The sequence below is a fragment of the Streptomyces sp. NPDC029466 genome (assembly GCF_055574515.1).
Genome location: NZ_JBVHZH010000024.1, coordinates 96,385 through 118,474, shown reverse-complemented (window position 1 = coordinate 118,474; position 22,090 = coordinate 96,385). Strand labels below are relative to the sequence as shown.

The window sequence follows — 22,090 nt, the reverse complement described above, 5'->3', positions numbered from 1 at the left end:
GTATTGTGTGGGTTTGTGTTTGGCTGGTTGGGGGGGAGAAAAGGGGGGCCAAGGCGGGCCGGGGGGTTGGGGGCGTCTCCCCCCCCTGTCGGGGGGGCCCCCCCCCCGACCGCTGTGGGCGCCGGAAAATCCCGCGCCGATTTCCCGCTCCGGTGGAACGCTGGCGGCATGATTGATCACATTGCGATTCAGGTGGCGGACGTTCCTGCGAGCGCGGCCTTCTACGACCGTGCCCTCGCCCCGCTCGGGGCCCAACGGACCAAGGAATTCGGCGAGTTCATCAGCTTCGGCACCAGCGGGCACACGCTCTGGCTCGTCCCCGCGACCGACGCCAGGCCCGCCCGTGAGGTGCACCTCGCCTTCGCGGCGCCCGACCGGGCGGCCGTCGACGCCTTCCATGCCGCTGTCGTCGAGGCCGGCGGCGAGTCCCTGCACGCACCACAGCTGTGGCCTCAGTACCACGAGTCCTATTACGGGGCCTTCGTGCGTGACCTCGACGGCAACAACGTCGAGGCGGTCTGTCATACGCCCTAGGGGCGCTGTCCCGCAGTGGTCGGGGCCGGGTGCCACGGCGGTGTGAGGCCGGGCCGGCGGAGGCGGCGGCGGGCGGCCGCGCGGAGGGGGAGGAAGAGGAGGGCGCCGAGGGGGGAGAGCAGCACGGTGAGCAGGAGCAGTGGTCCCATCACCAGGGGATGGATGCTCAGCTCCCGGGCCTCGCGGTACATCCACTGTCCCAGGAAGAGGTCCCAGGCGATCACCTGCGCCCAGATCGCGCCCGCTCCGCCGCCGAGCCGCACCAGCTCCTGGAACCCCGCCAGATCGGGGCGGCTGACGGCGGCCCACAGCTGCGGGAACACCGGGACGGCCAGGGCGAGATAGACCGTGAGCACCGGCACCATCGGCAGTGGGGAGGCGGCGATCCGGTCGGTCCAGCGCCACCCCGGGGCCAGGATCAGCAGTGCCCAGAACGGCGCCGCGAGGGTGAAGGCCAGGTCGAAGAGGGTGGGGGTGGTCATGCCGGCAACTCCTGTGCGGGGTGGTGAGGTTGGGCGGTCTCGGCGGTGGTGGCTGCGGGCGAGGGCGGGGTTCCGGGGTCGGTCCCGCTGCCGGGGCGTCGTAGTGCGGCGAAGGTGCCGGCCGCCGTGGCCGCGGTGAGGGCCGCGAGGGCGCCGAGTGTCGCGCCGTCCGGGTGGATCAGGGCCTGGCCGCGCAGGGCCTGCCAGGTCACCAGTGCCAGCAGCGCGGTGGTCCAGCCGGCCGCGACCAGCACCAGACGGAGGCGTATCCGCTCGTCCCGCAGCCGGGGGCGGCGGCCGGACAGGGCCTCGATCGCGTAGAGGAAGAGCGGCAGCCCCTGAAGGGCGTGCATGCCGAGGAAGTGCGGGATACGCAGATCGCCGCCGGTGGTGTTCCAGCCGGTCAGCGGCATGGCGGGGCCGCCGTCGGGGACGCCGACGCCGTGCGCGCCGACGAGGGTGCGCAGCGCGCCCGCCGCCTGCTGCTCCGGTGTGGGCATGGCCATCAGGCCGCCGAGCAGCAATCCGGCCAGGGCGAGCAGCAGTCCGAGCCGGATGGCCCAGGTCGCGGCGCGGTCATCCAGGCGGGCGCGGAAGAGCAGGACCGCGATGACGAGGGTGGCCACCCACAGGACGGCGATGGTGAGGCCCATGGTGAGGAACAGGCCCTGGTCCAGCGGGGTTTCGATGTTGAAGTGGCTGCGCCGGCCGCGGATGGTCTGGCCGGTGATGATCGCCATCTCGATGGTGCCGGTCACCACGACGGTGTGTGCGGCCCACCGCCCGGTCCGGCTCGGGGGTGCGTGCCGGGACAGCATCCAGGCCAGCGTCAGCCCGTAGACGGCGAAGGAGACCGCGAACTTGAAGGGTTTGAGCCAGATAGGCGCGCCGACCAGGACCCGGTCGTCGACGATCAGGCCGGCCGCCGCGACGACGGCGAGCCCGGCCATCGTCCAGGAGAAGGCGAGCAGTGAGCGGTATCTGGACATAGGGATCCCCCGTGAGTAGATAGTGGCGCTTGCTGCTATCTGATAGCTGGACTATCTATGATGGGGAGCGGAATGGCAAGGCCGGGTGCGGGCGCCCGGTCATTCGGAGCGCCGGGGACAGGGCCCCGGCGAGGGGAAGGGCGGCAGATGCGCATCGGGGAGTTGAGTCGCGAGACGGGGGTCGCGATCCCGACGATCAAGTACTACGTCCGCGAGGGGCTGTTGCCCGCGGGCCGGCTGACCAGCCCGAACCAGGCCAGTTACGACGCCGGTCATGTGCGCAGGCTGCGGCTGATCAGGGGGATGATCGACGTCGGGGGGCTCTCGGTCTCGGCCGTGCGGGACGTGCTGGCCGCCGTCGACTCACCGGAGGAGTCGGTGCACGAGGTCCTCGGCGCGGCGCAGGAGGCGATCACCCCGCGGACGGCCGCCGCGCCGGAGGGGATGGCGGAGGCGCGGCGGACGGTCGCGGAGGTGATCCGCCGCCGTGGCTGGCGGGTCGGGCCGGAGAATCCGTCCTTCGAGAAGCTGGCCGTCGCACTGGCCACCCTCCGGGGTATCGCGCACGGCGATTTCGAGGAGGTCGTGGACGACTACGCCGAGGCCTGTGAGCAGGTCGCCGCCGCCGATCTGGCGTGGGCCGGGCGCAATGCCGAGGTCGACGGGCTGGTGGAGAGCGTCGTGGTGGGGACCGTCCTGGGGGACGCGGTCCTCTCGGCGATGCGTCGGCTCGCGCATGTGGAGGCGTCGGCCCGCAGGTTCGAGAGTCTCGCGGAGGGGGCGGGGGGTGAGGGGACGGGGGGCCGTTAGGGCGCGCGGTGCGGCCGGAGTGCCGGTGGGAGCACGGCGCCGGCCGCGGCCAACTCCAGGTCGGCCCCGCCTCTCCCGGCCCCCCCGTACGGCAGCGGGCCCTTCCCCGTGGCACTCGCAGGGAAGGGCCCGAATGGCTCCGCCGCGTCAGGAAGCCGCCGCCGCGGCGGGCTCCTGTTCGGCCTCGACCTGCTGGTTCCAGTCGCGCTTGGCGGCCTGCCAGCCGTCCTCGTCGTGGCCGGTGCGCCAGTAGCCGGAGATGGACAGGGCCTCGCGGGGGATCTCGCGCTCGACGCGGAGCAGCCGCCGCAGTTCCTTCACGAAGCCTGCCTCGCCGTGCACGAACGCCTGGACCCGGCCGGACGGGAAGTCCAACGCCCGGACGGCGGCGACCAGTTCGCGGCCGACCGGGGCGCCGCCGCGGTACAGCCAGCTGATCTCGGCGTCGGCCGGCGCGTCCAGCTCCTGGCGCTCCTCCGGGCCCGCCACCTCGATGAAGGCGTGCACCGGCACCCCCGCGGGTATCCGGGCGAGCGAGGCCGCGATGGCCGGCAGGGCGCTCTCGTCGCCCGCCAGCAGATGCCAGTCGGCAGCGGCCTCCGGGACGTAGGCGCCGCCGGGGCCGAGCAGGAAGATCTCGTCGCCCGGCCGTGCCGCGGCCGCCCAGGGCCCGGCCAGGCCCTCGTCGCCGTGCACCACGAAGTCCAGGGACAGCTCGCGGGTCACGGCGTCCCAGGCGCGGACGGTGTACGTACGGGTGCTGGGCCACTGGTCGCGCGGGAACTCCTCGCGGATCCGCGCGATGTCGAACGGCTCGGGGTAGGTGACGCCGGGCCGCGGGAAGACCAGCTTGACGTAATGGTCGGAGTACTCGCCCGCGGTGAACTCCGCCAGCCCTTCACCGCCCAGCACCACCCGGACCATGTGCGGGGTGAGCTGCTCGGTCCGCCGCACCAGGGCGCGGTGCACGGCGGGCTTCTTGCGGGACGGACGCTCTGCTGCCACGGCAATCTCCCCTGACGCCAAGGTTATTAGGTATACCTAACCTAACAGTTCACCGGCGGAGTGTGAGGAGCAGCCGCTGGAGGGCGCCGCCGAGGCCCCACTGGGCGGCGAGCGCTTCCAGGCGCTCCGGGTCGGCCGGTTCGACGGGCAGGGTGTGGTCGACGGCAGGCACCGGCACATCGGTGGCCACCTTCACGACCTTCGGGGCGACTGCCACGTACGGGCGCGACTCCAGCAGCCGCTTGCGCTGGGCGAGGGTCACCTTCGAGGCGGGGTCGTCGGCGGCGGCCATGATGCCCGCCAGATCGCCGTAGGTGGCCAGCAGTTTGGCGGCGGTCTTCTCGCCGATCCCCGGGACGCCGGGCAGGCCGTCACTGGGGTCACCGCGCAGCAGCGCCAGATCGGCGTAGCCGGGGCCGTCCACCCCGTACTTCTCCCGCAGCAGGGCCTCGTCGGTGACCTGGAGGGTGCCGACGCCCTTGAGCGGATACAGGATGCGGATGCCGCGCCGGTCGTCGACGAGCTGGAAGAGGTCGCGGTCGCCGGTGACGATGTCCACCGGGCCGGTGGCCTGTGCGGTCAGGGTGCCGATGACGTCGTCGGCCTCGTAGCCGTCCGCTCCGATGCGGGCGATGCCCAGGGCGTCCAGGACCTCCTCGATGACCGGGACCTGCGGCGAGAGGGTGTCGGGGATCTCTTCCTCGTCGGACTCCGCTGACCCGGCCGGGGCCTCCTCGGCGACCCGGTGCGCCTTGTACGAGGGGATCAGATCGACCCGCCACTGGGGGCGCCAGTCGAAGTCCATGCAGGCGACCAGGTCATCGGGGTGGTGGTCCTGGACGAGCCGGGCGATGAAGTCCAGCAGTCCGCGCACCGCGTTCACCGGGGTGCCGTCCGGAGCTTTGACTGATTCCGGTACCCCGAAATAGGCGCGGAAGTAGAGCGAGGCGGTGTCGAGGAGCATCAGGCGTCGAGTCACATCCCGCATCTTGCCGTATGCCCCATACGTCACACAGATGTGAGCTGGCTCACCGTTGTGTTTGAGCCAGATAAAGAGGGGCAGACGCGGACCCGGAGCGGACCAGGTCGGGATTCAACTATTCGACCGGTAAACGCGGGCCGATCCCGCGCCGCTCCACGACCTTGCTACGGGGGTGGCAGGACGTTCTCCACACAACAAGAGAGGCACATGTGTCCAGGCTGCAAGCCGAGCATCTGTACAAGGTGTTCGGCAGACGACCCGAGGACGCGGTCCGCAAGCTCGAAGCCGGCGCGAGCCGGGACGAGCTGCGGGCCGAAGGCACCACAGCGGCGGTGATCGACGCGTCGATCGAGGTCGACGAGGGCCAGATCTTCGTCGTCATGGGTCTGTCCGGGTCCGGTAAGTCCACCCTGCTGCGCATGCTCAACGGGCTGCTGGAGCCGACCGCCGGAACCGTCCGGATCGACGGCCAGGACCTCACCTCGCTCAGCGACAAGGAACTGCGCAAGGTCCGCTCCGAGAAGATCTCCATGGTCTTCCAGCACTTCGCGCTCTTCCCGCACCGCAGTGTGCTGGAGAACGCCGCCTACGGCCTGGAGGTGCAGGGCGTCCCCCGCGCCGAGCGCACCAGGCGCGCCACCGAGGCACTGGAACTCACCGGGCTCAAGGGCTGGGAGAAGTCCTGGCCCGACGAGCTGTCCGGCGGTATGCAGCAGCGGGTGGGCCTGGCCAGGGCGCTGGCCACCGATGCCGATCTGCTGCTGATGGACGAGTCCTTCAGCGCGCTCGACCCGCTGATCCGGCGCGATATGCAGGACCAGCTGCTCGAACTCCAGAAGACCCTGAAGAAGACCATCGTCTTCATCACCCACGACCTCAACGAGGCGATGCGCCTCGGCGACAAGATCGCGGTGATGCGGGACGGGCAGATCGTGCAGATCGGCAGCGCCGAGGACATCCTCGTCCGGCCCGCCAACGACTACGTCGCCTCCTTCATCCAGGACGTGGACCGCAGCAGGGTGCTGACCGCCGGTGCGGTCATGGCCGAGGTCGGCACGGTGCTCGGCAGCACCGCGCCGGACGGCGGAAAGCTCGGCACGGCAGCGGAGTTCCGCGCCGCGGCTCCGGCGACCGTCGATGTCGACACCCCGCTGGTGGAGCTGTTCGCGCCGTGCTCGGCCAGCAGCGTGCCGGTCGCGGTGACGGACGCGCAGGGTGCGCTGGTCGGTGCCGTACCGGCCGAGCGGCTGCTCGCGGTGCTCGGCGAGCCCGCGGAGCAGGACGCGACCCCCGCCCTCCCCGCACAGCCTCTGGTGAAGACCTCCGCCGAGGCGCCCGGGGACAACGAGCCCGAGGACAAGGTGATCGCCGGTGCCTAGGATCCAGATAGGCAGCTGGGCCGAGGGCGCCGTCAACTGGCTGCGCGACAACCTCGACTGGCTCTTCACCCTCATCACGAAGGTGCTGAACGGCCTCTACGACGCGATTCACACGGTGCTGTCCGGGCCTGAACCGCTGCTGCTGGCCGGCATCCTCGCGGTGCTCGCCTGGTGGCTGCGCGGTCTGCCGGCCGCCGCGCTCACCTTCCTCGGCTTCGCGCTGATCGACTCGGTCGAGCAGTGGGGCCCGACCATCGAGTCGCTGTCCCTGGTGCTGGTGGCCTGCCTGATCACCGTGGTGGTCGCGGTGCCGCTCGGTATCTGGGCGGCCCGCAGCCGGCTCGTCGGCGGGGTGCTGCGTCCGGTCCTGGACCTGATGCAGACCATGCCGGCGATGGTCTACCTCATCCCGGGCATCCTCTTCTTCGGTCTCGGTGTCGTGCCCGGCATCGTCGCCACCATCGTCTTCGCCATGCCGCCCGCGGTCCGGATGACCGAACTCGGCATCCGGCAGGTCGACGCGGAACTGGTCGAGGCGGCCGAGGCGTTCGGCACCCACCCGCGGCGCACGCTCTTCCGCGTCCAGCTGCCGCTGGCACTGCCCACGATCATGGCCGGTATCAACCAGGTCATCATGCTGGCGCTGTCCATGGTCGTCATCGCCGGCATGGTCGGCGGCGGCGGTCTCGGCGGGTCCGTCTACAACGCGATCAGCTCGGTCGATGTGGCGCTGGGCGCCGAGGGTGGCATCGCGGTCGTCATCCTCGCCATGTACCTGGACCGGATGACCGGCGCGCTCAACCAGCGGGTCTCCCCGCTCGGCCGGCGGGCGCTGGCCAAGGCGCAGGCGGCGCTCGGCGGGTGGAAGTTCCTGCACTGGCGGCCCGCCACCTCCGTGGCCATGGCCGGCATCGTGGTGCTGGCGCTGCTCGCCGGCGGGATGGGCATGACGGGCAAGGGCGGCGGCCAGGCCGGCGGCGGCAACGGCCGTCCGATCAGCCTCGGCTACGTCAACTGGGACGAGGGCAAGGCCACCACGTACCTCTGGAAGGAAATCCTGGAGGAGCGCGGTTACCAGCCCAAGGTCCAGGCCCTGGAGGCCGGCCCGCTGTTCGCCGGCCAGGCCCGTGGTGACATCGACGTACAGACCAACGCCTGGCTGCCGACCACCCACGCCTCGTACTGGAAGAAGTACCAGAACAAGCTGGAAGACCTCGGGACCTGGTACGACAAGACCTCCCTGGAGATCGCGGTCCCGTCCTACATGAAGGGCGTCAAGACCCTCGACGACCTCAAGGGCAAGGGCGGCGAGCTCGGCGGCAAGATCACCGGTATCGAGCCGGGCGCCGGCGAGATGAAGATCCTCAAGGACAAGGTCCTCAAGGACTACGGCCTGGGCGGCGAGTACAAGGTCCAGGAGTCCAGCACCGCGTCCATGCTCAGCGAGCTGGACCGCTCCGTGCACGCCAAGAAGCCGATCGCGGTCACGCTGTGGTCGCCGCACTGGGCGTACGACAAGTACCCGCTCACCAAGCTCAAGGACCCCAAGGGCTCCTTCGGTTCCGGTGACGGCCTGCACCTGCTGGGCCGCAAGGGCTTCGCCAAGGACGAGCCCGAGGTCGCCAAGTGGATGAAGAACTTCCACCTGGACGAGAAGCAGCTCACCAGCCTTGAGAACGACATCAAGAGCGCCGGTGAGGGCCATGAGCAGGACGGTGTGCGCACCTGGCTGAAGAAGCACCCCGGTCTGGTCGACAAGGTCGCCCCGTCCGCCGACGCCTCGTACGCCAAGGGCAAGGACGCCGGCAAGGCACCGAACATCGGCTACCCCGCGTGGGACGAGGGCATCGCCACCACGTACCTGTGGAAGAACGTCCTGGAGAAGCGCGGCTACCAGCCGAACATCCGCAACCTCGATGTCGGACCGATGTGGACGGGACTGTCCACCGGCCAGATCGACGTGGAGACGGACGGCTGGCTGCCGGTCGCGCAGAAGCAGTACTGGGACAAGTACAAGAAGGATCTGGTCGACGTCGGGGCCTGGTACGACAAGACCTCGCTGGAGATCGCGGTGCCGTCCTACGTCAAGGGTGTGAAGACCCTGGACGATCTGCGGGAGCACAAGGACGAGTTCCAGGGCAAGATCATCGGGATTGAGCCGGGCACCGGCGAGATGAAGCGCCTCAAGGACACCGTCGCTCCCGCGTACGGCCTGCAGGACTTCGAGGTCACCTCGGCCGGCACCAGCGCGATGCTGACGGAGCTGGACCGGGCGTACCACAAGAAGGAGCCGGTCGCGGTGGTGCTGTGGTCGCCGCACTGGGCCTACAGCAAGTACAAGCTCACCAAGCTCAAGGACCCCAAGGGCACCTGGGGCGCCAACAACCAGATCAAGACGCTCGGCAACAAGAGCTTCCCGGAGAAGTTCCCGGAGTTCCACGGCTGGCTGAAGAACTGGAAGATGAGCGCCGACGAGCTCGGCAGCCTGGAGCAGGACATCCAGGACGCCGGTAAGGGCAACGAGAACAAGGGCGTCGAGAAGTGGATCGCCGACCATCCGGGCATCGTCGACAAGATGGCGCCGGTGAAGTAGGCGGACCGGGCGCGTAGTTCGCGCGGCTCCGCGCCGCGCGGCCGTATCGCCCCTGTGGTGCGGTGAGCCCCGTCCCCGGCAGTTGCCGGGTGGCGGGGCTCATTGCTGCGCGAGGCCGGTGCGGCACGGCAGCGGTGGATCACCCGACCGGCGGCGTTTGCTGCGCGGCGGGGTGGGACAGGTGGTTCGCTCTGCTGTGTGCCCGTTTTTCCTGCGGGGCCGCCGTGGTCGCGGCCGGCGAAGGAGATGATCGTGAAGCCCGCGCATTCCGCCGCCGTCGCCCTGCTCGGCCTCACCGTCCTGGGGCTCGCCGCGCCCACCGCCGTCGCCCGGGTCGAGCCCGATCCGGTGGTGGCCGGGCAACGGGTGCGTATCAGCGACGGCGGGCAGTGTGCTCGGGACGGTGCGGCGCGGGTGTCGTCGCGGCTGTTCGGCCCGGTGGTGCTGCGGCCGGGGGAGGGCGGGATGGGTGCCCAGGCCCGGGTCGCCGACGGGGCCGCGCCGGGCCGCTACCCGGTCACCATCCACTGTGCGTCGGGCGGGGCGAGCTTCACCGAGACCGTCACGGTGCGCGACGGCCGGGTCGAGGGGCTGAGCGCCGCCCAGGCGGCGGGCGGTCTGGCGCTGCTGGCGCTCGCCGCGGGGGCCGCGTTCTGGCTGCGGCGCACGGTCGGCGGACGGTCCTGAGCACCGGGCCGCGGGTGCCGGCCGCTCGGGGGCGGGTGCGTACCGTGAGCGGATGACCGGTCAGCGTTCCCCCCGGCGCGTGGTGTCCCTGGTGCCCTCCCTCACCGAGGCGGTGGCGGCGAGCGCGCCCGAGCTGCTGGTCGGGGTCACCGACTGGTGCAGCCACCCCGCCGGGCTCGACGTCCCCCGTATCGGCGGCACCAAGAATCCCGACGTCGGCCGGATCGCGGCACTGGCACCGGAGCTGGTGATCGCGAACGAGGAGGAGAACCGCCCGCAGGACCTGGCCGCGCTGCGGTCCGCCGGGCTCACCGTCCTGGTCACCGAGGTGCGGACGCTGGACCAGGCGTGGCGCGAACTGGCGCGGGTGCTGGTGACCGGCTGCGGACTGCCCCGGCCCGCGTGGCTGGACGCCGCCGAGGCCGCCTGGCGCGAGCTGCCGGCCCCGGCGGCGGAGCATACGGCGGTGGTGCCGGTCTGGCGCCGGCCGTGGATGGTGCTGGGCCGGGACACCTTCGCCGGCGATGTCCTGTCCCGTCTGGGCGTACGGAACCGGTACGCGGACCACACCGAGCGCTATCCCCGTATCCCGCTCGACGAGCTCAACGCCGGGGCCGCCGATCTCGTGGTGCTGCCCGACGAGCCCTATCGCTTCAGCGCCGAGGACGGCCCCGAGGCGTTCCCCGGCCTGCCCGCCGCACTGGTCAGCGGCCGCAGTCTGACCTGGTACGGGCCGTCGCTGGTGACGGCCCCGGCCGAGCTGGCACAGGCGCTGGCCGGGGCCCGGTGAGGGCGCGGGGTCGGCTGGGGGGGGAGTCTGCGTGCCGGTCCCCGCGAGCCCCTGAACGGAACGGCGCACCCTACGGCGTGACCGGCCGGGGCGGGGCCGGCAGCCGGCCGCGGGCCAGGCCCACGGCAGTGCGGGTGCCGGCCACCGCCACCGCCGTCACGAGGGCCGCGAACAGCGCCGCGGCGAGCCAGCCGAAGGCGTTCAGACCGGTGTGCCGGGCCAGGCCGGCCGCGCCCGTGACGCAGGTCCCCAGGGGGAAGGTGAAGCCCCACCAGGTCATCGAGAAGCCCATGCCCCGGCGGACGGCGCGGAGCACCATCGCGGTGGCGAGCGCCAGCCAGAGCAGTGCGAAACCCGTCACCGGGACGCCGTAGAGCACCGCGAAGGCGCCCATGGCGTGTGCGGTGGCGGGGTCCACGACGCCCGGTGCGGCGTCGGCGAGGTTGTTCACCGCGGTGGTGGACTGGCCGAGCGGGCCGAGGACGAGGAACAGCGTGGGGGTGAGCGCCAGGGGGAGCGGGCCGTGGTGGATCAGCCGGGACAGCACCAGCGGCAGGACGAGCAGCGTGGCCAGCAGCGACATGCCGAACAGGGCGTAGCAGCCGAACAGCAGGGCCCGCTGCCACTGGCCGGCCGGCAGCTGCGGCACCAGCGCCGGGCCGAGCGCCGCCGAGACCATCGGGGCGACCAGCGGCAGCAGCCAGACGGGGGAGGCGCTGCCGGGCTCGATCCGGTGCCGGGTCACCATCAGATACGGGAGGGCCGCGGCGCCCACCAGTCCGGTCAGGGTGCCCACGGTCCACAGGACGGCGTCGGCGGCCACCGCGGCCGGTGTGCCGATGACGTCCCGGCCCACCGCGAGCGTGCCGCCGCCGACCGCCAGCAGGGCCATGGCGAGGCAGCCGTAGAACGGGGCGACGGCCGGGTCCAGCAGCTGGCGGCGTGCCTGGTCGCCGTGGCGGACCCAGTGCACGGTTCTGGCGGCCAGCAGCGTCAGCAGCATCAGCACGGACAGCGCCCAGACCGCCTGGTACCCGGTGCGCACCCCGGGGCCGGTGAACGGCAGGACCGCACCGGCGTTGGCGACGATCGCGGTGCCCATGACGGCGGCGTACCAGTTCGGCCCGAGATGACGGACCGAGGCCCGGGCCGGGGGGCGGGGGGCGCCGGGGGCCGGGGCGCCGGTGCGGGAAGGTGCTTGCGCGAGGGTTGCCATGAGAACAGCCTTGCCGCCGCGGACGGCCGCCACCAGGGACCCGCTGTCTATGAGGGCATAAGCTGGGGTTATGTGCAGGGGGATTTATGGGTGCTGAGGACGAGTCCGTCGCCGTATCGCTGGCGCACCGGGTCCCGGATCTCGGCGCGTTGGAGCTGCTGCTCGCCGTCGCCCGGCTCGGGAGTCTGGGGCGGGCCGCCCGGGCGCGGGGCATCACCCAGCCCGCCGCCAGCAGCCGTATCCGGTCGATGGAGCGGCAGTTGGGGGTGGCGCTGGTGGAGCGCTCGCCGCGCGGCTCCCGGCTGACGGATGCCGGTGCGCTGGTCACGGACTGGGCGCGGCGGGTGGTGGAGGCGGCCGAGGCGTTCGACGCGGGGGCGCAGGCGCTGCGCGGGCGGCGCGATTCCCGGTTGCGGGTCGCGGCCAGCATGACCATCGCCGAGTACCTGCTGCCGGGCTGGCTGATCGCCCTGCGCGCCCAGCGGCCCGGCACCGCCGTCTCGCTGCTGGCGGGCAACTCCAGTGCGGTGGCCGAGCGGTTGCTGGGCGGCGCGGCGGATCTCGGTTTCGTCGAGGGGCTGGAGGTGCCGGCGGGGCTGGACGGGACGGTGATCGGGCAGGACCGGCTGATCGTGGTCGCCGCGCCGTCCCACCCCTGGTCCCGGCGCCGTACCGAGCTGACCGCCGCCGAACTGGCCGCCACCCCGCTGATCCTGCGCGAGCGCGGTTCGGGGACCCGCCAGGTGCTGGACGCGGCGCTCGCCCGGCACGGCGGCCTGGCCGAACCGCTGCTGGAACTCGCCTCCACCACGGCGGTGAAGGCGGCGGTGGTGAGCGAGGCGGCGCCGTCCGTGCTCAGCGAACTCGCCGTCGGTGAGGAGCTGACCGCGCGCCGGCTGGTGGAGATTCCGGTGCGCGGACTGCGTCTGGGCCGGGAGTTGCGCGCCGTGTGGCCCACCGGTCAGCGGCCCGCGGGCCCGGCCCGCGACCTGCTCGGGCTGACCCGCGGCACGCCCTGAGGCCGGGGCCGGCCCGGCCGGTCTCACTCCGCCGGGGACGCCCCGCGTGCCGCCGCGACCAGCGCGTCCATCACCCGGGTGTCGTCCCCGGCCTCCGGGTGCCACTGCACCGCCAGCGCGAAGCCGTAGGCGCCCGGGAGTTCCAGTGCCTCGATGGTGCCGTCCTCCGCGTACGCCGAGGCCAGCAGCCCGCGGCCGATCCGGTCCACGGCCTGGTGGTGGTAGGTCGGCACGGCGACCGGTTCGGGGAGGGTACGGCCCAGCAGCGTCCCGGGGACCGGCTTGATCTCGTGCTGTTCGAAGACCCCGGGCGCTCCGGCGTGCCCGTCGAGGTGCTGGATGAGGGAGCCGCCCAGCGCCACGTTCAGCAGCTGGAGCCCGCGGCAGATGCCCAGCAGCGGGACGCCGCCCGCCAACGCGGCCTCGATCAGGGCCAGTTCCCAGGCGTCCCGGTCCAGGGCGGGCGGGCCGGTCCTGGGGTGCGGCTCGGCGCCGTAGCGCGCCGGCTGGACGTCCGCGCCGCCGGCGATCACCAGACCGTCCAGGCGGGCGACGGCCGCGGCGGCGGTGGCCGGATCGCCCGGCGGCAGCAGCGCGGCCAGCCCGCCCGAGCGCTGCACCAGCTTGGGGTACCCGGCGGGCACCAGCGCGGCGGGCAGCGACCAGACCCCCCACCGGGCCTCTTCCTGGTAGGTGCTGATGCCGATGAGGGGCTGGGACATGGGGTGTGGTCCTCCGTGCGTATGGGGGGTGGGTGCGGTGCGGGGACGGCCGGGGCCGGCCGGGAGGTCCCGGCCGGCCGTGGGGCGTGTCCCGAGGGTTCCGGTCAGGTGCGTTCGAGCTCCGCCTCCGCCGCCGCCAGCGCCGCGAACTCCTCCTCGGGGGCCGCGGCCACCAGCCGGTGCCGGGAGTAGAAGGCGAAGTAGGCGAGCGCCACGACGTAGACGCCGAGGGCGATGAAGGCGGCTTCCTTGTCGACCAGGAAGGTCGCCACCAGCGCCGAGCAGGCCAGGACGAAGGCGACCGACGAGGTCAGCATGCCGCCGGGGGTGCGGTAGGGGCGGGGCAGGCCGGGCTCGCGACGGCGCAGCACGATGTGCGAGAGCGCCATCAGCGCATAGGAGATGGTGGCGCCGAAGACGGCGACATTGAGCATCCGGGCGCCGTCGCCGGTGGCCGCGGCCAGCGCGAAGCCCAGCGCGCCGGGCACCAGCAGGCCCAGGTAGGGGGCCTTGCGGCGGCTGGTCAGGGAGAGGAAGCGGGGCAGATAGCCGGCCCGGGAGAGCGCGAAGAGCTGGCGGGAACCGGCGAAGATCAGGGAGAAGAAGGACGCCACCAGGCCCGCGAGCCCCGCGTAGTTGACGATCCGGCTGACGGTGGTCGGCTTGCCGTCCGGCTGGAGCGCCTGGACCAGCGGATCGCCCACCGACTGGATCGCCGCCGAGCCGCGCGCACCGGTCGCCGCGACAAAGGTGATCAGGGCGAGCACCAGCAGGATGCCCATCGCGGCGGCCATCGCCTTGGGCAGCGAACGGGCCGGGTCCTTGGTCTCCTCGGCCGCCAGCGGGACGCCCTCGACGCCCAGGAAGAACCACATACCGAACGGGAAGGCCGCCCAGATCCCCAGGATGCCGAACGGCAGCCAGGAGTTGGCCCCGAAGGCGCCGGCCTTGACGGGGATGTCGTTGAGCGAGTCGACATGGAAGTCGGTCAGTGCGGCGATCGCGAAGACGACGACCGCGGCGACCGCGATGGCGGTGACGATCAGGCTGAAGCGCAGTGCCTCGCCCACGCCCCACAGATGGATGCCGATGAAGATCGCGAAGCAGGCGAGATAGACCGGCCAGCTGGAGTGCAGACCGAACAGGCCGAGCGATTCGACGTAGTCACCGATGAAGATGGAGATCGCGGCGGGCGCCAGCACATATTCGATCAGGATCGCGGTGCCGGTCAGGAAGCCGCCCCAGGTGCCCAGGGCGCGTCGGGCGAAGCCGTAGCCGCCGCCCGCGGTCGGCAGGATCGAGGCCAGCTCCGCCAGCGCGAAGACCAGACAGGTGTACATCAGGCCCATCAGGACGGCGGCGATCGCCAGGCCGCCGAAGCCGCCCTGCGCCAGACCGTTGTTCCATCCGGAGAAGTCGCCGGAGACGACATAGGCGACGCCCAGGCCGGTCAGCAGCAGGGGCCCCGCGCTGCCCCGGCGCAGCGTCCGCCGCTCCAGATAGGTCTCGTCGGGGGATGTGGCGCCCGCGGACCCGGGCGGTGCGGTCTGCGTTTCCGTGTTGTCGGCCATGAGCCGCTCCTGCCTCGCCGAGGGGATAACGAGCAAAGGTTTAGCCGCATACCTTTGCTGCCGGGTCGGCGCAGCGCAAGACCTGTACGTAAAAGAATGGTGAACACGCGCGCACCGTCCCCGTACGGGTGCTCAGGGTGACGGAGCGGTCAGGAAGCCGCGCAGCAGCGCCGCGGTCCCGCAGCAGTGCTCCCGCATCACCTCGCGCGCCCCGTCCGCATCGCCCTCCAGTACCGCCTCGACCAGCGCGGTGTGCTGGGTCTGGGAGTGCTCCAGATTCCTGACCAGCAGCGGAATGCAGTCCAGGAGATCGTTCACGCGGGCCCGGACCGCCGCGTACTGCGCCGCCAGCGACGGTGAGCCGGACAGCTCCGCGAGCGTCAGATGCAGCAGGGTGTCCCGCCTGCGGTAGTCGGCGAGCGGGGCGTCCTGGGTCGCCGCGAGCGCCGTGCGCAGCCGGTCGCTCTGCGCGTCGGTCAGCCCGTGGGCGGCGCACAGCCCGGCCGCACCCACCTCCAGCACCTCCCGGAAGCGCAGGGTGTCCTCGACGTCGACCTTCTCGATCCGGCGCCGCAGCTCGGCCTCGCCGTGGTTCTCCGTGCGCACCCGGACGAACGTGCCGCCGTAGCGCCCGCGCCGGCTCTCCACCAGGCCCTCGTCCTGGAGTACCTTCAGCACCTCGCGCAGGGTGACCCGGCTGATCTGCAGCCGCTCGGCCAACTCCCGTTCCGCGGGCAGCCGTTCACCCTGGGGCACCAGGCCGAGCCGGACGATCTGGAGTATCTGCTCCAGGGCTTCCTCGAAACCGTTGCCCGCGCGCACCGGCCGCAGCACCGGTGCCAGCCGATCAGCCGCACTCTCCATCGATACCCCTTCCCAATCAATGGTTCGTGTGCCTACCTTATGACCTCCGGATGCAGTGACAGGAGGCAATACCGTGGCAGACCGCACGCCCCCACTCTCCGTCGAGGAGCTCAGAGTCCTCGTCGACGCCGGGGAGATCGACACTGTCGTCCTCGCCTTCACCGATATGCAAGGCAGGCTCCAGGGCAAGCGGTTCGCGGCCCGATATTTCCTCGACACCGTCCTCGACCACGGTACGGAGGGCTGCAACTACCTCCTCGCCGTCGACGTCGACCTCAACACCGTCGAGGGCTACGCCATGTCCTCATGGGAACGTGGCTACGGCGACTTCGCCATGCACGGCGACCCCGGCACCCTGCGCCGCACCCCCTGGAACGCCGGCACCGCCCTGATCACCGCGGACCTCGCCTGGCACGACGGCTCCCCGGTCGTCGCCTCGCCCCGGCAGATCCTGCGCCGCCAGCTCGACCGGCTCGCCGAGCGGGGCTGGAGCGCCTACGCCGGCACCGAGCTGGAGTTCATGCTCTTCAAGGACTCCTACGAGGACGCCTGGTCCCGCGGCTACCGCGAGATGAACCCCGCGAACCAGTGGAACGGCGACTACTCCGTCCTCGGCACCGGCCGCGTCGAACCCGTGCTGCGCCGGATCCGCAACGAGATGGGCGCGGCCGGCATGACCGTCGAGTCCGCCAAGGGCGAGTGCAACCTCGGCCAGCACGAGATCGTGTTCGTCTACGACGAGGCGCTCACCACCTGCGACCAGCATGCGATCTACAAGACCGGCGCCAAGGAGATCGCCGCCCAGGAGGGCATGTCGCTCACCTTCATGGCGAAGTACGACGAGCGCGAGGGCAACTCCTGTCATATCCACCTCTCGCTCCAGGACGCGGACGGGCGGCCGGTGCTGGCCGACGACGACGGCCCGTACGGCATGTCGAAGACCATGCAGCACTTCCTGGCGGGCCAGGTCGCCGCGATGCGTGACTTCACCCTCCTCTACGCGCCCAACATCAACTCCTACAAGCGCTTCCGCCCCGGCTCCTTCGCGCCCACCGCCGTCGCCTGGGGCCCCGACAACCGCACCTGCGCCCTGCGGGTGGTCGGCCACGGCCGCGCCCACCGCCTGGAGAACCGGCTGCCCGGCGGCGATGTGAACCCCTACCTCGCGGTCGCCGGCATGGTCGCGGCGGGGCTGTACGGCATAGAGCACGAGCTGGAGCTCCCCGAGGCGACCACCGGCAACGCCTACACCGGCGACGCCGCCCATGTCCCCACGACCCTGCGCGAGGCCGCCGAGCTGTGGGATCAGAGCCCGATCGCCCGGGCGGCGTTCGGCGACGAGGTCGTCGACCACTACCGCCACATGGCCCGCGTCGAGCAGGACGCCTACGACGCCGCCGTCACGGACTGGGAGCGTTTCCGCTCCTTCGAGCGCATGTAAGGAACCACCCGTGCTGCACGAGCTGAAGATCATCAACCCGGCCACCGAGGAAGTGGTGGCCACCGTTCCCACCACCTCCCCGGAAGAGGTCGACGCCGCGGTCCGGCGGGCGGCCGGAGCCCAGGAGGCCTGGGCCGCCGTGGCACCCGGCGACCGGGCCCGGATCCTGCGCCGGTTCGCCGAGGTCGTCGACGCCCACCTCGACCCGCTCGCCGAACTCGAACTCAAGGAGGCCGGCCACCCGCTGGGCAACGCCCGGTGGGAAGCGGGCAACGTCCGCGATCTGCTGCACTACGCCGCCGGGGGAGTGGAGCGGCTGACCGGCACCCAGATCCCGGTGGCGGGCGGACTGAACATCACCATCCAGGAGCCGCTCGGCGTCGTCGCCGTCATCGCCCCCTGGAACTTCCCGATGCCGATCGCCGCCTGGGGCACCGCCCCCGCGCTCGCGGCCGGCAACGCGGTCCTCCTCAAGCCCGCCGAGACCACCCCGCTCACCGCGCTCCGGCTCGCCGAGCTGGCCCTGGAGGCCGGGCTCCCCGAGGGCCTCTTCCAGGTCCTGCCCGGCGAGGGGCCGGTCACCGGCACCGTCCTGGTCGACCACCCCGGCGTCGCCAAGGTCGTCTTCACCGGCTCCACCGCCACCGGCCGGCAGATCGCCGCCCGCTGTGCCACTCAGACCAAGCGGCTCACCCTCGAACTCGGCGGCAAGAGCCCCAATATCGTCTTCGCCGACGCCGACATCGAGGCCGCCGCGGCCGCCGCCCCCGGCTCCTTCCTCGACAACACCGGCCAGGACTGCTGCGCCCGCAGCCGCATCCTCGTCCAGCGCTCCGTGTACGACCGCTTCATGGAGCTGCTGGAGCCCGCGGTCAAGGCGTTCACCGTCGGTGACCCGGCCGATCCCGCCACCCAGATGGGTCCGCTGATCTCCGCCGCCCAGCGCGAGCGGGTACGGTCCTACGTCCCCGAGGACGCCCCGGCCGCAATCCGCGGCGAGGCCCCCGCCGGCAAGGGCTTCTGGTACCCGGCCACCGTCCTGGAGGGGCGCCCCGGCGACCGTACGGCCGTCGAGGAGATCTTCGGCCCGGTCGCGGTCGTCCTCCCCTTCGATGACGAGGCCGAGGCGGTCCGGATCGCCAATGACACCGACTACGGTCTGTCCGGCTCGCTGTGGACCCGTGACGTGAGCCGGGCGCTGCGGGTCTCGCGCGCCGTCGCGGCCGGCAATCTCTCCGTCAACTCCCACAGCAGTGTGCGGTATTGGACCCCCTTCGGCGGGTTCAAGCAGTCCGGACTCGGCCGTGAGCTGGGCCCGGACGCACTGACCGCCTTCACCGAGACCAAGAACGTCTTCATCAACACCGAGGCCGCCACCCCCGGGGAGTGATTCCCCGGAACGCCGGCCGCTTCCGGGTCCGCCCGGACAGCTCGCACCGCCCGCACCGCCCGCACTGCCCGTACCGAAGAAAGGCCCGCCAAGTGACCGACCAGACCGCAGTCTGCCGCCGCCTCGTCGGCCGTACCGCCGTGATCACCGGAGCCGGCAGCGGCATCGGACTGGCCACCGCCCGCCGACTGTCCTCCGAAGGCGCCAACGTCGTCTGCGCCGACATCGACGAAGTGGCGGGCAAGGCCGCCGCCGAAGAGGTCGGCGGCACCTACGTCCAGGTCGATGTGACCGACTCCGAGCAGGTCGAGGCGCTCTACAAGACCGCCTTCGACACCTACGGCTCGGTCGACATCGCCTTCAACAACGCCGGGATCTCCCCGCCCGACGACGACTCGATCCTCACCACCGGCCTGGACGCCTGGAAGCGCGTCCAGGAGGTCAACCTCACCTCGGTCTACCTCTGCTGCAAGCACGCACTGCCGTACATGCAGCGCCAGGGCCGCGGCTCCATCATCAACACCGCGTCCTTCGTGGCCGTCATGGGCGCCGCCACCTCCCAGATCAGCTACACCGCCTCCAAGGGCGGCGTGCTGTCCATGTCCCGCGAACTGGGCGTGCAGTTCGCCCGCGAGGGCATCCGGGTCAACGCCCTGTGCCCGGGGCCGGTCAACACCCCGCTGCTGAAGGAGCTGTTCGCCAAGGACCCCGAGCGCGCCGCGCGCCGTCTGGTGCACGTCCCGGTCGGCCGGTTCGCCGAGCCCGAGGAGATCGCCTCCGCGGTCGCCTTCCTCGCCAGCGACGACTCCTCGTTCGTCAACGCCGCCGAGTTCCTGGTCGACGGAGGCATCGCGGGCGCGTACGTCACCCCGCTCTAACCACCCGCCGTTCACCTCCACATCAGCGCCCCGGTGGCCGGACGTCACACGACGCCCGGCCACCATGCGCTAGCGTCCGGCTTCGGTTCTTCGTTCGACAGGAGTGTGATCCATGCGCAACAAGCGTCGTTGGCTGGCGGCGGGTGCCGCCCTCGCGGTTCTGGGTGGCGGGGTGGCGGTCGCTCAGACGGCCACGGCGGGCCCGAACCCGCGCCACTGCCCCACCCTCCATGTGACCAAGGGCTGGTACGGCGACAACCGTGCCAAGCTGCAGAAGATGATCGACGAGAGCGGCAGCTGCTCGGGAACCGGGGGCGCGCGTCCGGTCGCGACCTTCGACTGGGACAACACCGTCGTCAAGAACGACATCTCCGACGCCACGCTGGCCTGGATGCTGCGCCACGACAAGGTGCTGCGCCCCGCGAGCTGGAAGGCCACCAACAAGTGGATGACGGATGACGCCGCCCGCGCGCTGACCAAGGCCTGCGGCACGTCCGTACCGGTCGGCCGGCCGCTGCCGACGTCGACGGACACCGGCTGCACCGACGAGATCCTCGACATCTACCAGGACGCCAAGACCTCCACCGGCAAGACCGCGTTCACCGGCACCTGGAACCACCGCCGCACGGTTCCCGAATACGTCTGGATCACCCAGCTGTTCGCCGGTCACAGCCCGGCGCGGCTGACCGGCTACGCCCGCGCCGCGCGCGCCGAGAGCCTCGCCGCGCCGATCGGGTCGGAGCAGAAGGTCGGCACGCACACGATGGAGGGGTACGTCCGCTACTACGACCAGCAGCGCGACCTCATCGGCACCCTCCAGAAGGCCGGCTTCGACGTCTACATCGTCTCCGCGTCGGCCGAGCCGCTGGTACGGGCCTGGGCGCCCGGGGTGGGCATCGACCGCCACCACACCATCGGCATCCGCAACCTCGTCCGTGACGGCAAGCTCACCACGGGCGTTCAGGGCTGCGGCGACGTCAAGGACACCCAGGGCGAGGTCCTGACGTACATGGACGGCAAGCGCTGCTGGATCAACCAGGAGATCTTCCACGTCAAGGGCGCCAAGGCCTGGCAGCAGCAGGACCGGGCACACCGTCCCGCCTTCGCCGCGGGCGACGCCGAGACGGACGTGACCTTCGTCGGTGACGCCACCGCGGGGCACCTGGCCATCAACCGCAACAAGCCCGAGCTGATGTGCCGGGCGTACGACAACGCCGACCACCGCTGGCTGGTCAACCCGATGTTCATCGAGCCGAAGAAGCGCCAGGCCGACCCGTACCCGTGCGCGACCACCGGCTACACCCGGCCGGACGGCACCCTGGGCCCGGTCCGCCGCCCGGACGGCAGCATCGTGCCCGACCAGCAGGACCGCGTCCACGGCTGACGGCAACAAGCTGACGGCAACGACCGGACGAGGGGCGCGCCTTCACAGGAAGGCGTGCCCCTCCCCCCGGTACGTCGGCACCGTGTCCACCACCCGGTCCCCGTCGATCAGGTGCAGCGCGGAGAACCGCTCACACAGCTCACCGGCCTTCGCGTGCCGGAACCACACCTTGTCGCCGATCCGCAGCCGGTCCGCGGCCGGCCCCAGCAGCGGGGTCTGCACCTCGCCGGGCCCCTCCTGCGGGTCGTAGCGCAGCCCGGCGGGCAGATACGGAACCGGCAGCCGGTCCGGGCCCGCCACCCCCGACGCCGGATAGCCGCCGCCCAGCACCGTCACCACCCCGGGGCCCGGCCGGCGCACCACCGGCTGGGCGAACAGCGCCGCCGGACGCCCGCTGAACGAACGGAAGTTGTCGAACAGCCGCGGCACATACAGTCCCGACCCGGCCGCGATCTCGGTGACCGCCGCCTCCGCCGCGGTGTGCTGCACACTGCCCGTGCCGCCGCCGTTGACGAACTCCAGCCGCGGCGCCACCTCCCGCACCGCCCGGACGGCCGCCCAGCGCCGCTGCGCCAGCTCCTTGCGCGCCGCCGCCTGCATCACCCGGATCGTCCGCGAGAACACCGGCTTGCCGGCGACCTCGTCACCGACCCCCGCCACATGCCCCTCGTACGCCATCAGCCCCACCAGCCGGAACCCGGGGCGGCGCACCACCGACCGGGCCAGCGCGGCCAGTCGGTCGGGCGTCCGCAGGGGGGAGCGGCGGGCGCCGACCCGCACCTTCCCGCCCAGCAGCCGGTAGGAGGTGTCCAGTTCCAGGCACACCCGCACCTCCTCGCCCGCCCCGCCGGACGGCCGGGCGGCGTCGATGAGATCCAGCTGCACCGGGTCGTCGACCATCACCGTCACCGCGGCCGCGAGCCCGGGCTCGGCGGTCAGTTCGGCGAAGCCCGCCCGGTCCGCCGACGGATACGCCAGCAGGACGTCCCGGAAGCCCGAGCGCGCCAGCCACAGCGACTCGGCGAGCGTGAAGCTCATGATCCCCGCGAAGCCGTCCCGCGCCAGTACCCGTTCCAGCAGCGCCCGGCAGCGCACGGACTTGCTCGCCACCCGGATCGGCTTGCCCCTGGAGCGGCGCACCAGATCGGCGGCGTTGGCGTCGAAGGCCCGCAGGTCGACGACGGCGAGCGGGGCGTCGAGGGAGGCGGTGGCCCGGTCGTAGGCGGCTTTGTCGGCATCCGCGCCGGATGTGTACGGGGGCATGGCCGCAGCCTGCCAGACCCCACTACCACTGGGTAGGGGAGAGATTGCGACAGAGCGGACAGGGGTTGGAGCACCGACGGCGCCAGCCCTT

At 71.9% G+C, this 22,090-nt stretch carries 20 protein-coding genes; 11 read left to right on the top strand and 9 right to left on the bottom strand.

Annotation, left to right across the window (positions count from 1 at the left end; translation table 11 throughout):
• Nucleotides 1-168: 168 nt before the first annotated feature.
• The gene (locus tag ACZ4XD_RS19850; protein ID WP_468043748.1) at nt 169-534 is read left to right on the top strand and encodes a VOC family protein; all 366 of its coding nucleotides are present in this window, start codon (nt 169-171) and stop codon (nt 532-534) included.
• Here ACZ4XD_RS19850 and ACZ4XD_RS19845 read toward each other — a convergent pair.
• Both ACZ4XD_RS19845 and ACZ4XD_RS19840 read right to left on the bottom strand, forming a co-directional pair.
• The gene (locus tag ACZ4XD_RS19845; protein WP_468043746.1) at nt 531-1,016 is read right to left on the bottom strand and encodes an ABA4-like family protein; all 486 of its coding nucleotides are present in this window, start codon (nt 1,014-1,016) and stop codon (nt 531-533) included. The genes ACZ4XD_RS19850 and ACZ4XD_RS19845 overlap by 4 nt on opposite strands.
• The gene (locus tag ACZ4XD_RS19840) at nt 1,013-1,966 is read right to left on the bottom strand and encodes a hypothetical protein (protein WP_468043753.1); all 954 of its coding nucleotides are present in this window, start codon (nt 1,964-1,966) and stop codon (nt 1,013-1,015) included. The genes ACZ4XD_RS19845 and ACZ4XD_RS19840 overlap by 4 nt, the downstream gene beginning before the upstream one ends.
• 186 nt (nt 1,967-2,152) lie before the next feature.
• On the opposite strand from ACZ4XD_RS19840, the gene ACZ4XD_RS19835 reads away from it, so the two are divergent.
• Nucleotides 2,153-2,815, top strand: coding sequence for a MerR family transcriptional regulator (locus ACZ4XD_RS19835; RefSeq protein WP_468043744.1), 663 nt, complete (start codon nt 2,153-2,155; stop codon nt 2,813-2,815).
• 147 nt (nt 2,816-2,962) lie between these two features.
• Here the strand turns inward: ACZ4XD_RS19835 and ACZ4XD_RS19830 are convergent, their stop codons facing one another.
• Nucleotides 2,963-3,820, bottom strand: coding sequence for a siderophore-interacting protein (locus tag ACZ4XD_RS19830; RefSeq protein ID WP_468043742.1), 858 nt, complete (start codon nt 3,818-3,820; stop codon nt 2,963-2,965).
• A gap of 49 nt (nt 3,821-3,869) precedes the next feature.
• Nucleotides 3,870-4,784, bottom strand: a complete 915-nt coding sequence (locus ACZ4XD_RS19825; protein WP_468043751.1) for a 5'-3' exonuclease — start codon at nt 4,782-4,784, stop codon at nt 3,870-3,872.
• Between the two features lie 227 nt (nt 4,785-5,011).
• Between ACZ4XD_RS19825 and ACZ4XD_RS19820 the strand changes: the two genes are divergently transcribed.
• The 4 genes from ACZ4XD_RS19820 to ACZ4XD_RS19805 all read left to right on the top strand — a co-directional run bounded on the left by ACZ4XD_RS19820 (nt 5,012) and on the right by ACZ4XD_RS19805 (nt 10,251).
• Entirely contained in the window at nt 5,012-6,181 is a 1,170-nt protein-coding gene (locus ACZ4XD_RS19820; RefSeq protein ID WP_468043740.1) for a quaternary amine ABC transporter ATP-binding protein, read from the top strand.
• Complete coding sequence (locus ACZ4XD_RS19815) at nt 6,174-8,774, top strand: ABC transporter permease/substrate binding protein (RefSeq protein WP_468043738.1); 2,601 nt, start codon at nt 6,174-6,176, stop codon at nt 8,772-8,774. The genes ACZ4XD_RS19820 and ACZ4XD_RS19815 overlap by 8 nt, the downstream gene beginning before the upstream one ends.
• Before the next feature lie 246 nt (nt 8,775-9,020).
• Entirely contained in the window at nt 9,021-9,461 is a 441-nt protein-coding gene (locus ACZ4XD_RS19810; protein WP_468043736.1) for a hypothetical protein, read from the top strand.
• Between the two features lie 52 nt (nt 9,462-9,513).
• Nucleotides 9,514-10,251 carry a helical backbone metal receptor gene (locus ACZ4XD_RS19805; protein ID WP_468043734.1) on the top strand — a complete coding sequence of 246 codons (738 nt, stop codon included), beginning with the start codon at nt 9,514-9,516 and terminating at the stop codon, nt 10,249-10,251.
• Nucleotides 10,252-10,321: 70 nt separating this feature from the next.
• Here ACZ4XD_RS19805 and ACZ4XD_RS19800 read toward each other — a convergent pair whose 3' ends face one another.
• Nucleotides 10,322-11,467 (bottom strand): TDT family transporter, encoded by a 1,146-nt coding sequence (locus tag ACZ4XD_RS19800; protein WP_468043732.1) that lies wholly within the window; start codon nt 11,465-11,467, stop codon nt 10,322-10,324.
• An 86-nt stretch (nt 11,468-11,553) separates the two neighbouring features.
• On the opposite strand from ACZ4XD_RS19800, the gene ACZ4XD_RS19795 reads away from it, so the two are divergent.
• Nucleotides 11,554-12,486: a LysR family transcriptional regulator gene (locus ACZ4XD_RS19795; protein ID WP_468043730.1), complete on the top strand. Its 933-nt coding sequence runs from the start codon at nt 11,554-11,556 to the stop codon at nt 12,484-12,486.
• A gap of 23 nt (nt 12,487-12,509) precedes the next feature.
• Here the strand turns inward: ACZ4XD_RS19795 and ACZ4XD_RS19790 are convergent, their stop codons facing one another.
• The 3 genes from ACZ4XD_RS19790 to ACZ4XD_RS19780 all read right to left on the bottom strand — a co-directional run bounded on the left by ACZ4XD_RS19790 (nt 12,510) and on the right by ACZ4XD_RS19780 (nt 15,643).
• A complete protein-coding gene (locus ACZ4XD_RS19790) occupies nt 12,510-13,208 on the bottom strand; it encodes a gamma-glutamyl-gamma-aminobutyrate hydrolase family protein (protein ID WP_042157101.1) in 699 nt (232 codons plus the stop codon).
• A 104-nt stretch (nt 13,209-13,312) separates the two neighbouring features.
• Nucleotides 13,313-14,779, bottom strand: coding sequence for an ethanolamine permease (gene eat / locus ACZ4XD_RS19785; protein ID WP_468043728.1), 1,467 nt, complete (start codon nt 14,777-14,779; stop codon nt 13,313-13,315).
• 132 nt (nt 14,780-14,911) lie between these two features.
• On the bottom strand, nt 14,912-15,643 hold the full coding sequence (locus ACZ4XD_RS19780) for a FadR/GntR family transcriptional regulator (protein WP_468043726.1): 732 nt from the start codon (nt 15,641-15,643) through the stop codon (nt 14,912-14,914).
• Nucleotides 15,644-15,716: 73 nt separating this feature from the next.
• Here ACZ4XD_RS19780 and ACZ4XD_RS19775 point away from each other — a divergent pair, with 73 nt between their 5' ends.
• The 4 genes from ACZ4XD_RS19775 (at nt 15,717) to ACZ4XD_RS19760 (ending at nt 20,736) form a co-directional block, all read left to right on the top strand.
• Entirely contained in the window at nt 15,717-17,084 is a 1,368-nt protein-coding gene (locus ACZ4XD_RS19775; protein WP_468043724.1) for a glutamine synthetase family protein, read from the top strand.
• Between the two features lie 10 nt (nt 17,085-17,094).
• Nucleotides 17,095-18,474: an aldehyde dehydrogenase family protein gene (locus tag ACZ4XD_RS19770; protein ID WP_468043722.1), complete on the top strand. Its 1,380-nt coding sequence runs from the start codon at nt 17,095-17,097 to the stop codon at nt 18,472-18,474.
• 92 nt (nt 18,475-18,566) lie between these two features.
• The gene (locus tag ACZ4XD_RS19765; protein WP_018087741.1) at nt 18,567-19,352 is read left to right on the top strand and encodes a 3-oxoacyl-ACP reductase; all 786 of its coding nucleotides are present in this window, start codon (nt 18,567-18,569) and stop codon (nt 19,350-19,352) included.
• Nucleotides 19,353-19,464: 112 nt separating this feature from the next.
• Nucleotides 19,465-20,736: an HAD family hydrolase gene (locus tag ACZ4XD_RS19760; RefSeq protein ID WP_468043720.1), complete on the top strand. Its 1,272-nt coding sequence runs from the start codon at nt 19,465-19,467 to the stop codon at nt 20,734-20,736.
• A 42-nt stretch (nt 20,737-20,778) separates the two neighbouring features.
• Here the strand turns inward: ACZ4XD_RS19760 and ACZ4XD_RS19755 are convergent, their stop codons facing one another.
• Nucleotides 20,779-21,999, bottom strand: a complete 1,221-nt coding sequence (locus tag ACZ4XD_RS19755) for an amino acid deaminase/aldolase (RefSeq protein ID WP_468043718.1) — start codon at nt 21,997-21,999, stop codon at nt 20,779-20,781.
• Nucleotides 22,000-22,090: the final 91 nt, after the last annotated feature.

What these genes read in the sequence shown, in the direction of transcription:
- ACZ4XD_RS19800 (WP_468043732.1), bottom strand. Translation starts at nt 11,467, where the DNA reads ATGGCAACCCTCGCGCAAGCACCTTCCCGCACCGGCGCCCCGGCCCCC.
- ACZ4XD_RS19850 (WP_468043748.1), top strand. Translation starts at nt 169, where the DNA reads ATGATTGATCACATTGCGATTCAGGTGGCGGACGTTCCTGCGAGCGCG.
- ACZ4XD_RS19810 (WP_468043736.1), top strand. Translation starts at nt 9,021, where the DNA reads ATGATCGTGAAGCCCGCGCATTCCGCCGCCGTCGCCCTGCTCGGCCTC.
- ACZ4XD_RS19840 (WP_468043753.1), bottom strand. Translation starts at nt 1,966, where the DNA reads ATGGCCGGGCTCGCCGTCGTCGCGGCGGCCGGCCTGATCGTCGACGAC.
- ACZ4XD_RS19835 (WP_468043744.1), top strand. Translation starts at nt 2,153, where the DNA reads ATGCGCATCGGGGAGTTGAGTCGCGAGACGGGGGTCGCGATCCCGACG.
- eat (WP_468043728.1), bottom strand. Translation starts at nt 14,779, where the DNA reads ATGGCCGACAACACGGAAACGCAGACCGCACCGCCCGGGTCCGCGGGC.
- ACZ4XD_RS19755 (WP_468043718.1), bottom strand. Translation starts at nt 21,999, where the DNA reads ATGCCCCCGTACACATCCGGCGCGGATGCCGACAAAGCCGCCTACGAC.
- ACZ4XD_RS19845 (WP_468043746.1), bottom strand. Translation starts at nt 1,016, where the DNA reads ATGACCACCCCCACCCTCTTCGACCTGGCCTTCACCCTCGCGGCGCCG.
- ACZ4XD_RS19780 (WP_468043726.1), bottom strand. Translation starts at nt 15,643, where the DNA reads ATGGAGAGTGCGGCTGATCGGCTGGCACCGGTGCTGCGGCCGGTGCGC.
- ACZ4XD_RS19825 (WP_468043751.1), bottom strand. Translation starts at nt 4,784, where the DNA reads ATGCTCCTCGACACCGCCTCGCTCTACTTCCGCGCCTATTTCGGGGTA.
- ACZ4XD_RS19805 (WP_468043734.1), top strand. Translation starts at nt 9,514, where the DNA reads ATGACCGGTCAGCGTTCCCCCCGGCGCGTGGTGTCCCTGGTGCCCTCC.
- ACZ4XD_RS19795 (WP_468043730.1), top strand. Translation starts at nt 11,554, where the DNA reads ATGGGTGCTGAGGACGAGTCCGTCGCCGTATCGCTGGCGCACCGGGTC.
- ACZ4XD_RS19790 (WP_042157101.1), bottom strand. Translation starts at nt 13,208, where the DNA reads ATGTCCCAGCCCCTCATCGGCATCAGCACCTACCAGGAAGAGGCCCGG.
- ACZ4XD_RS19760 (WP_468043720.1), top strand. Translation starts at nt 19,465, where the DNA reads ATGCGCAACAAGCGTCGTTGGCTGGCGGCGGGTGCCGCCCTCGCGGTT.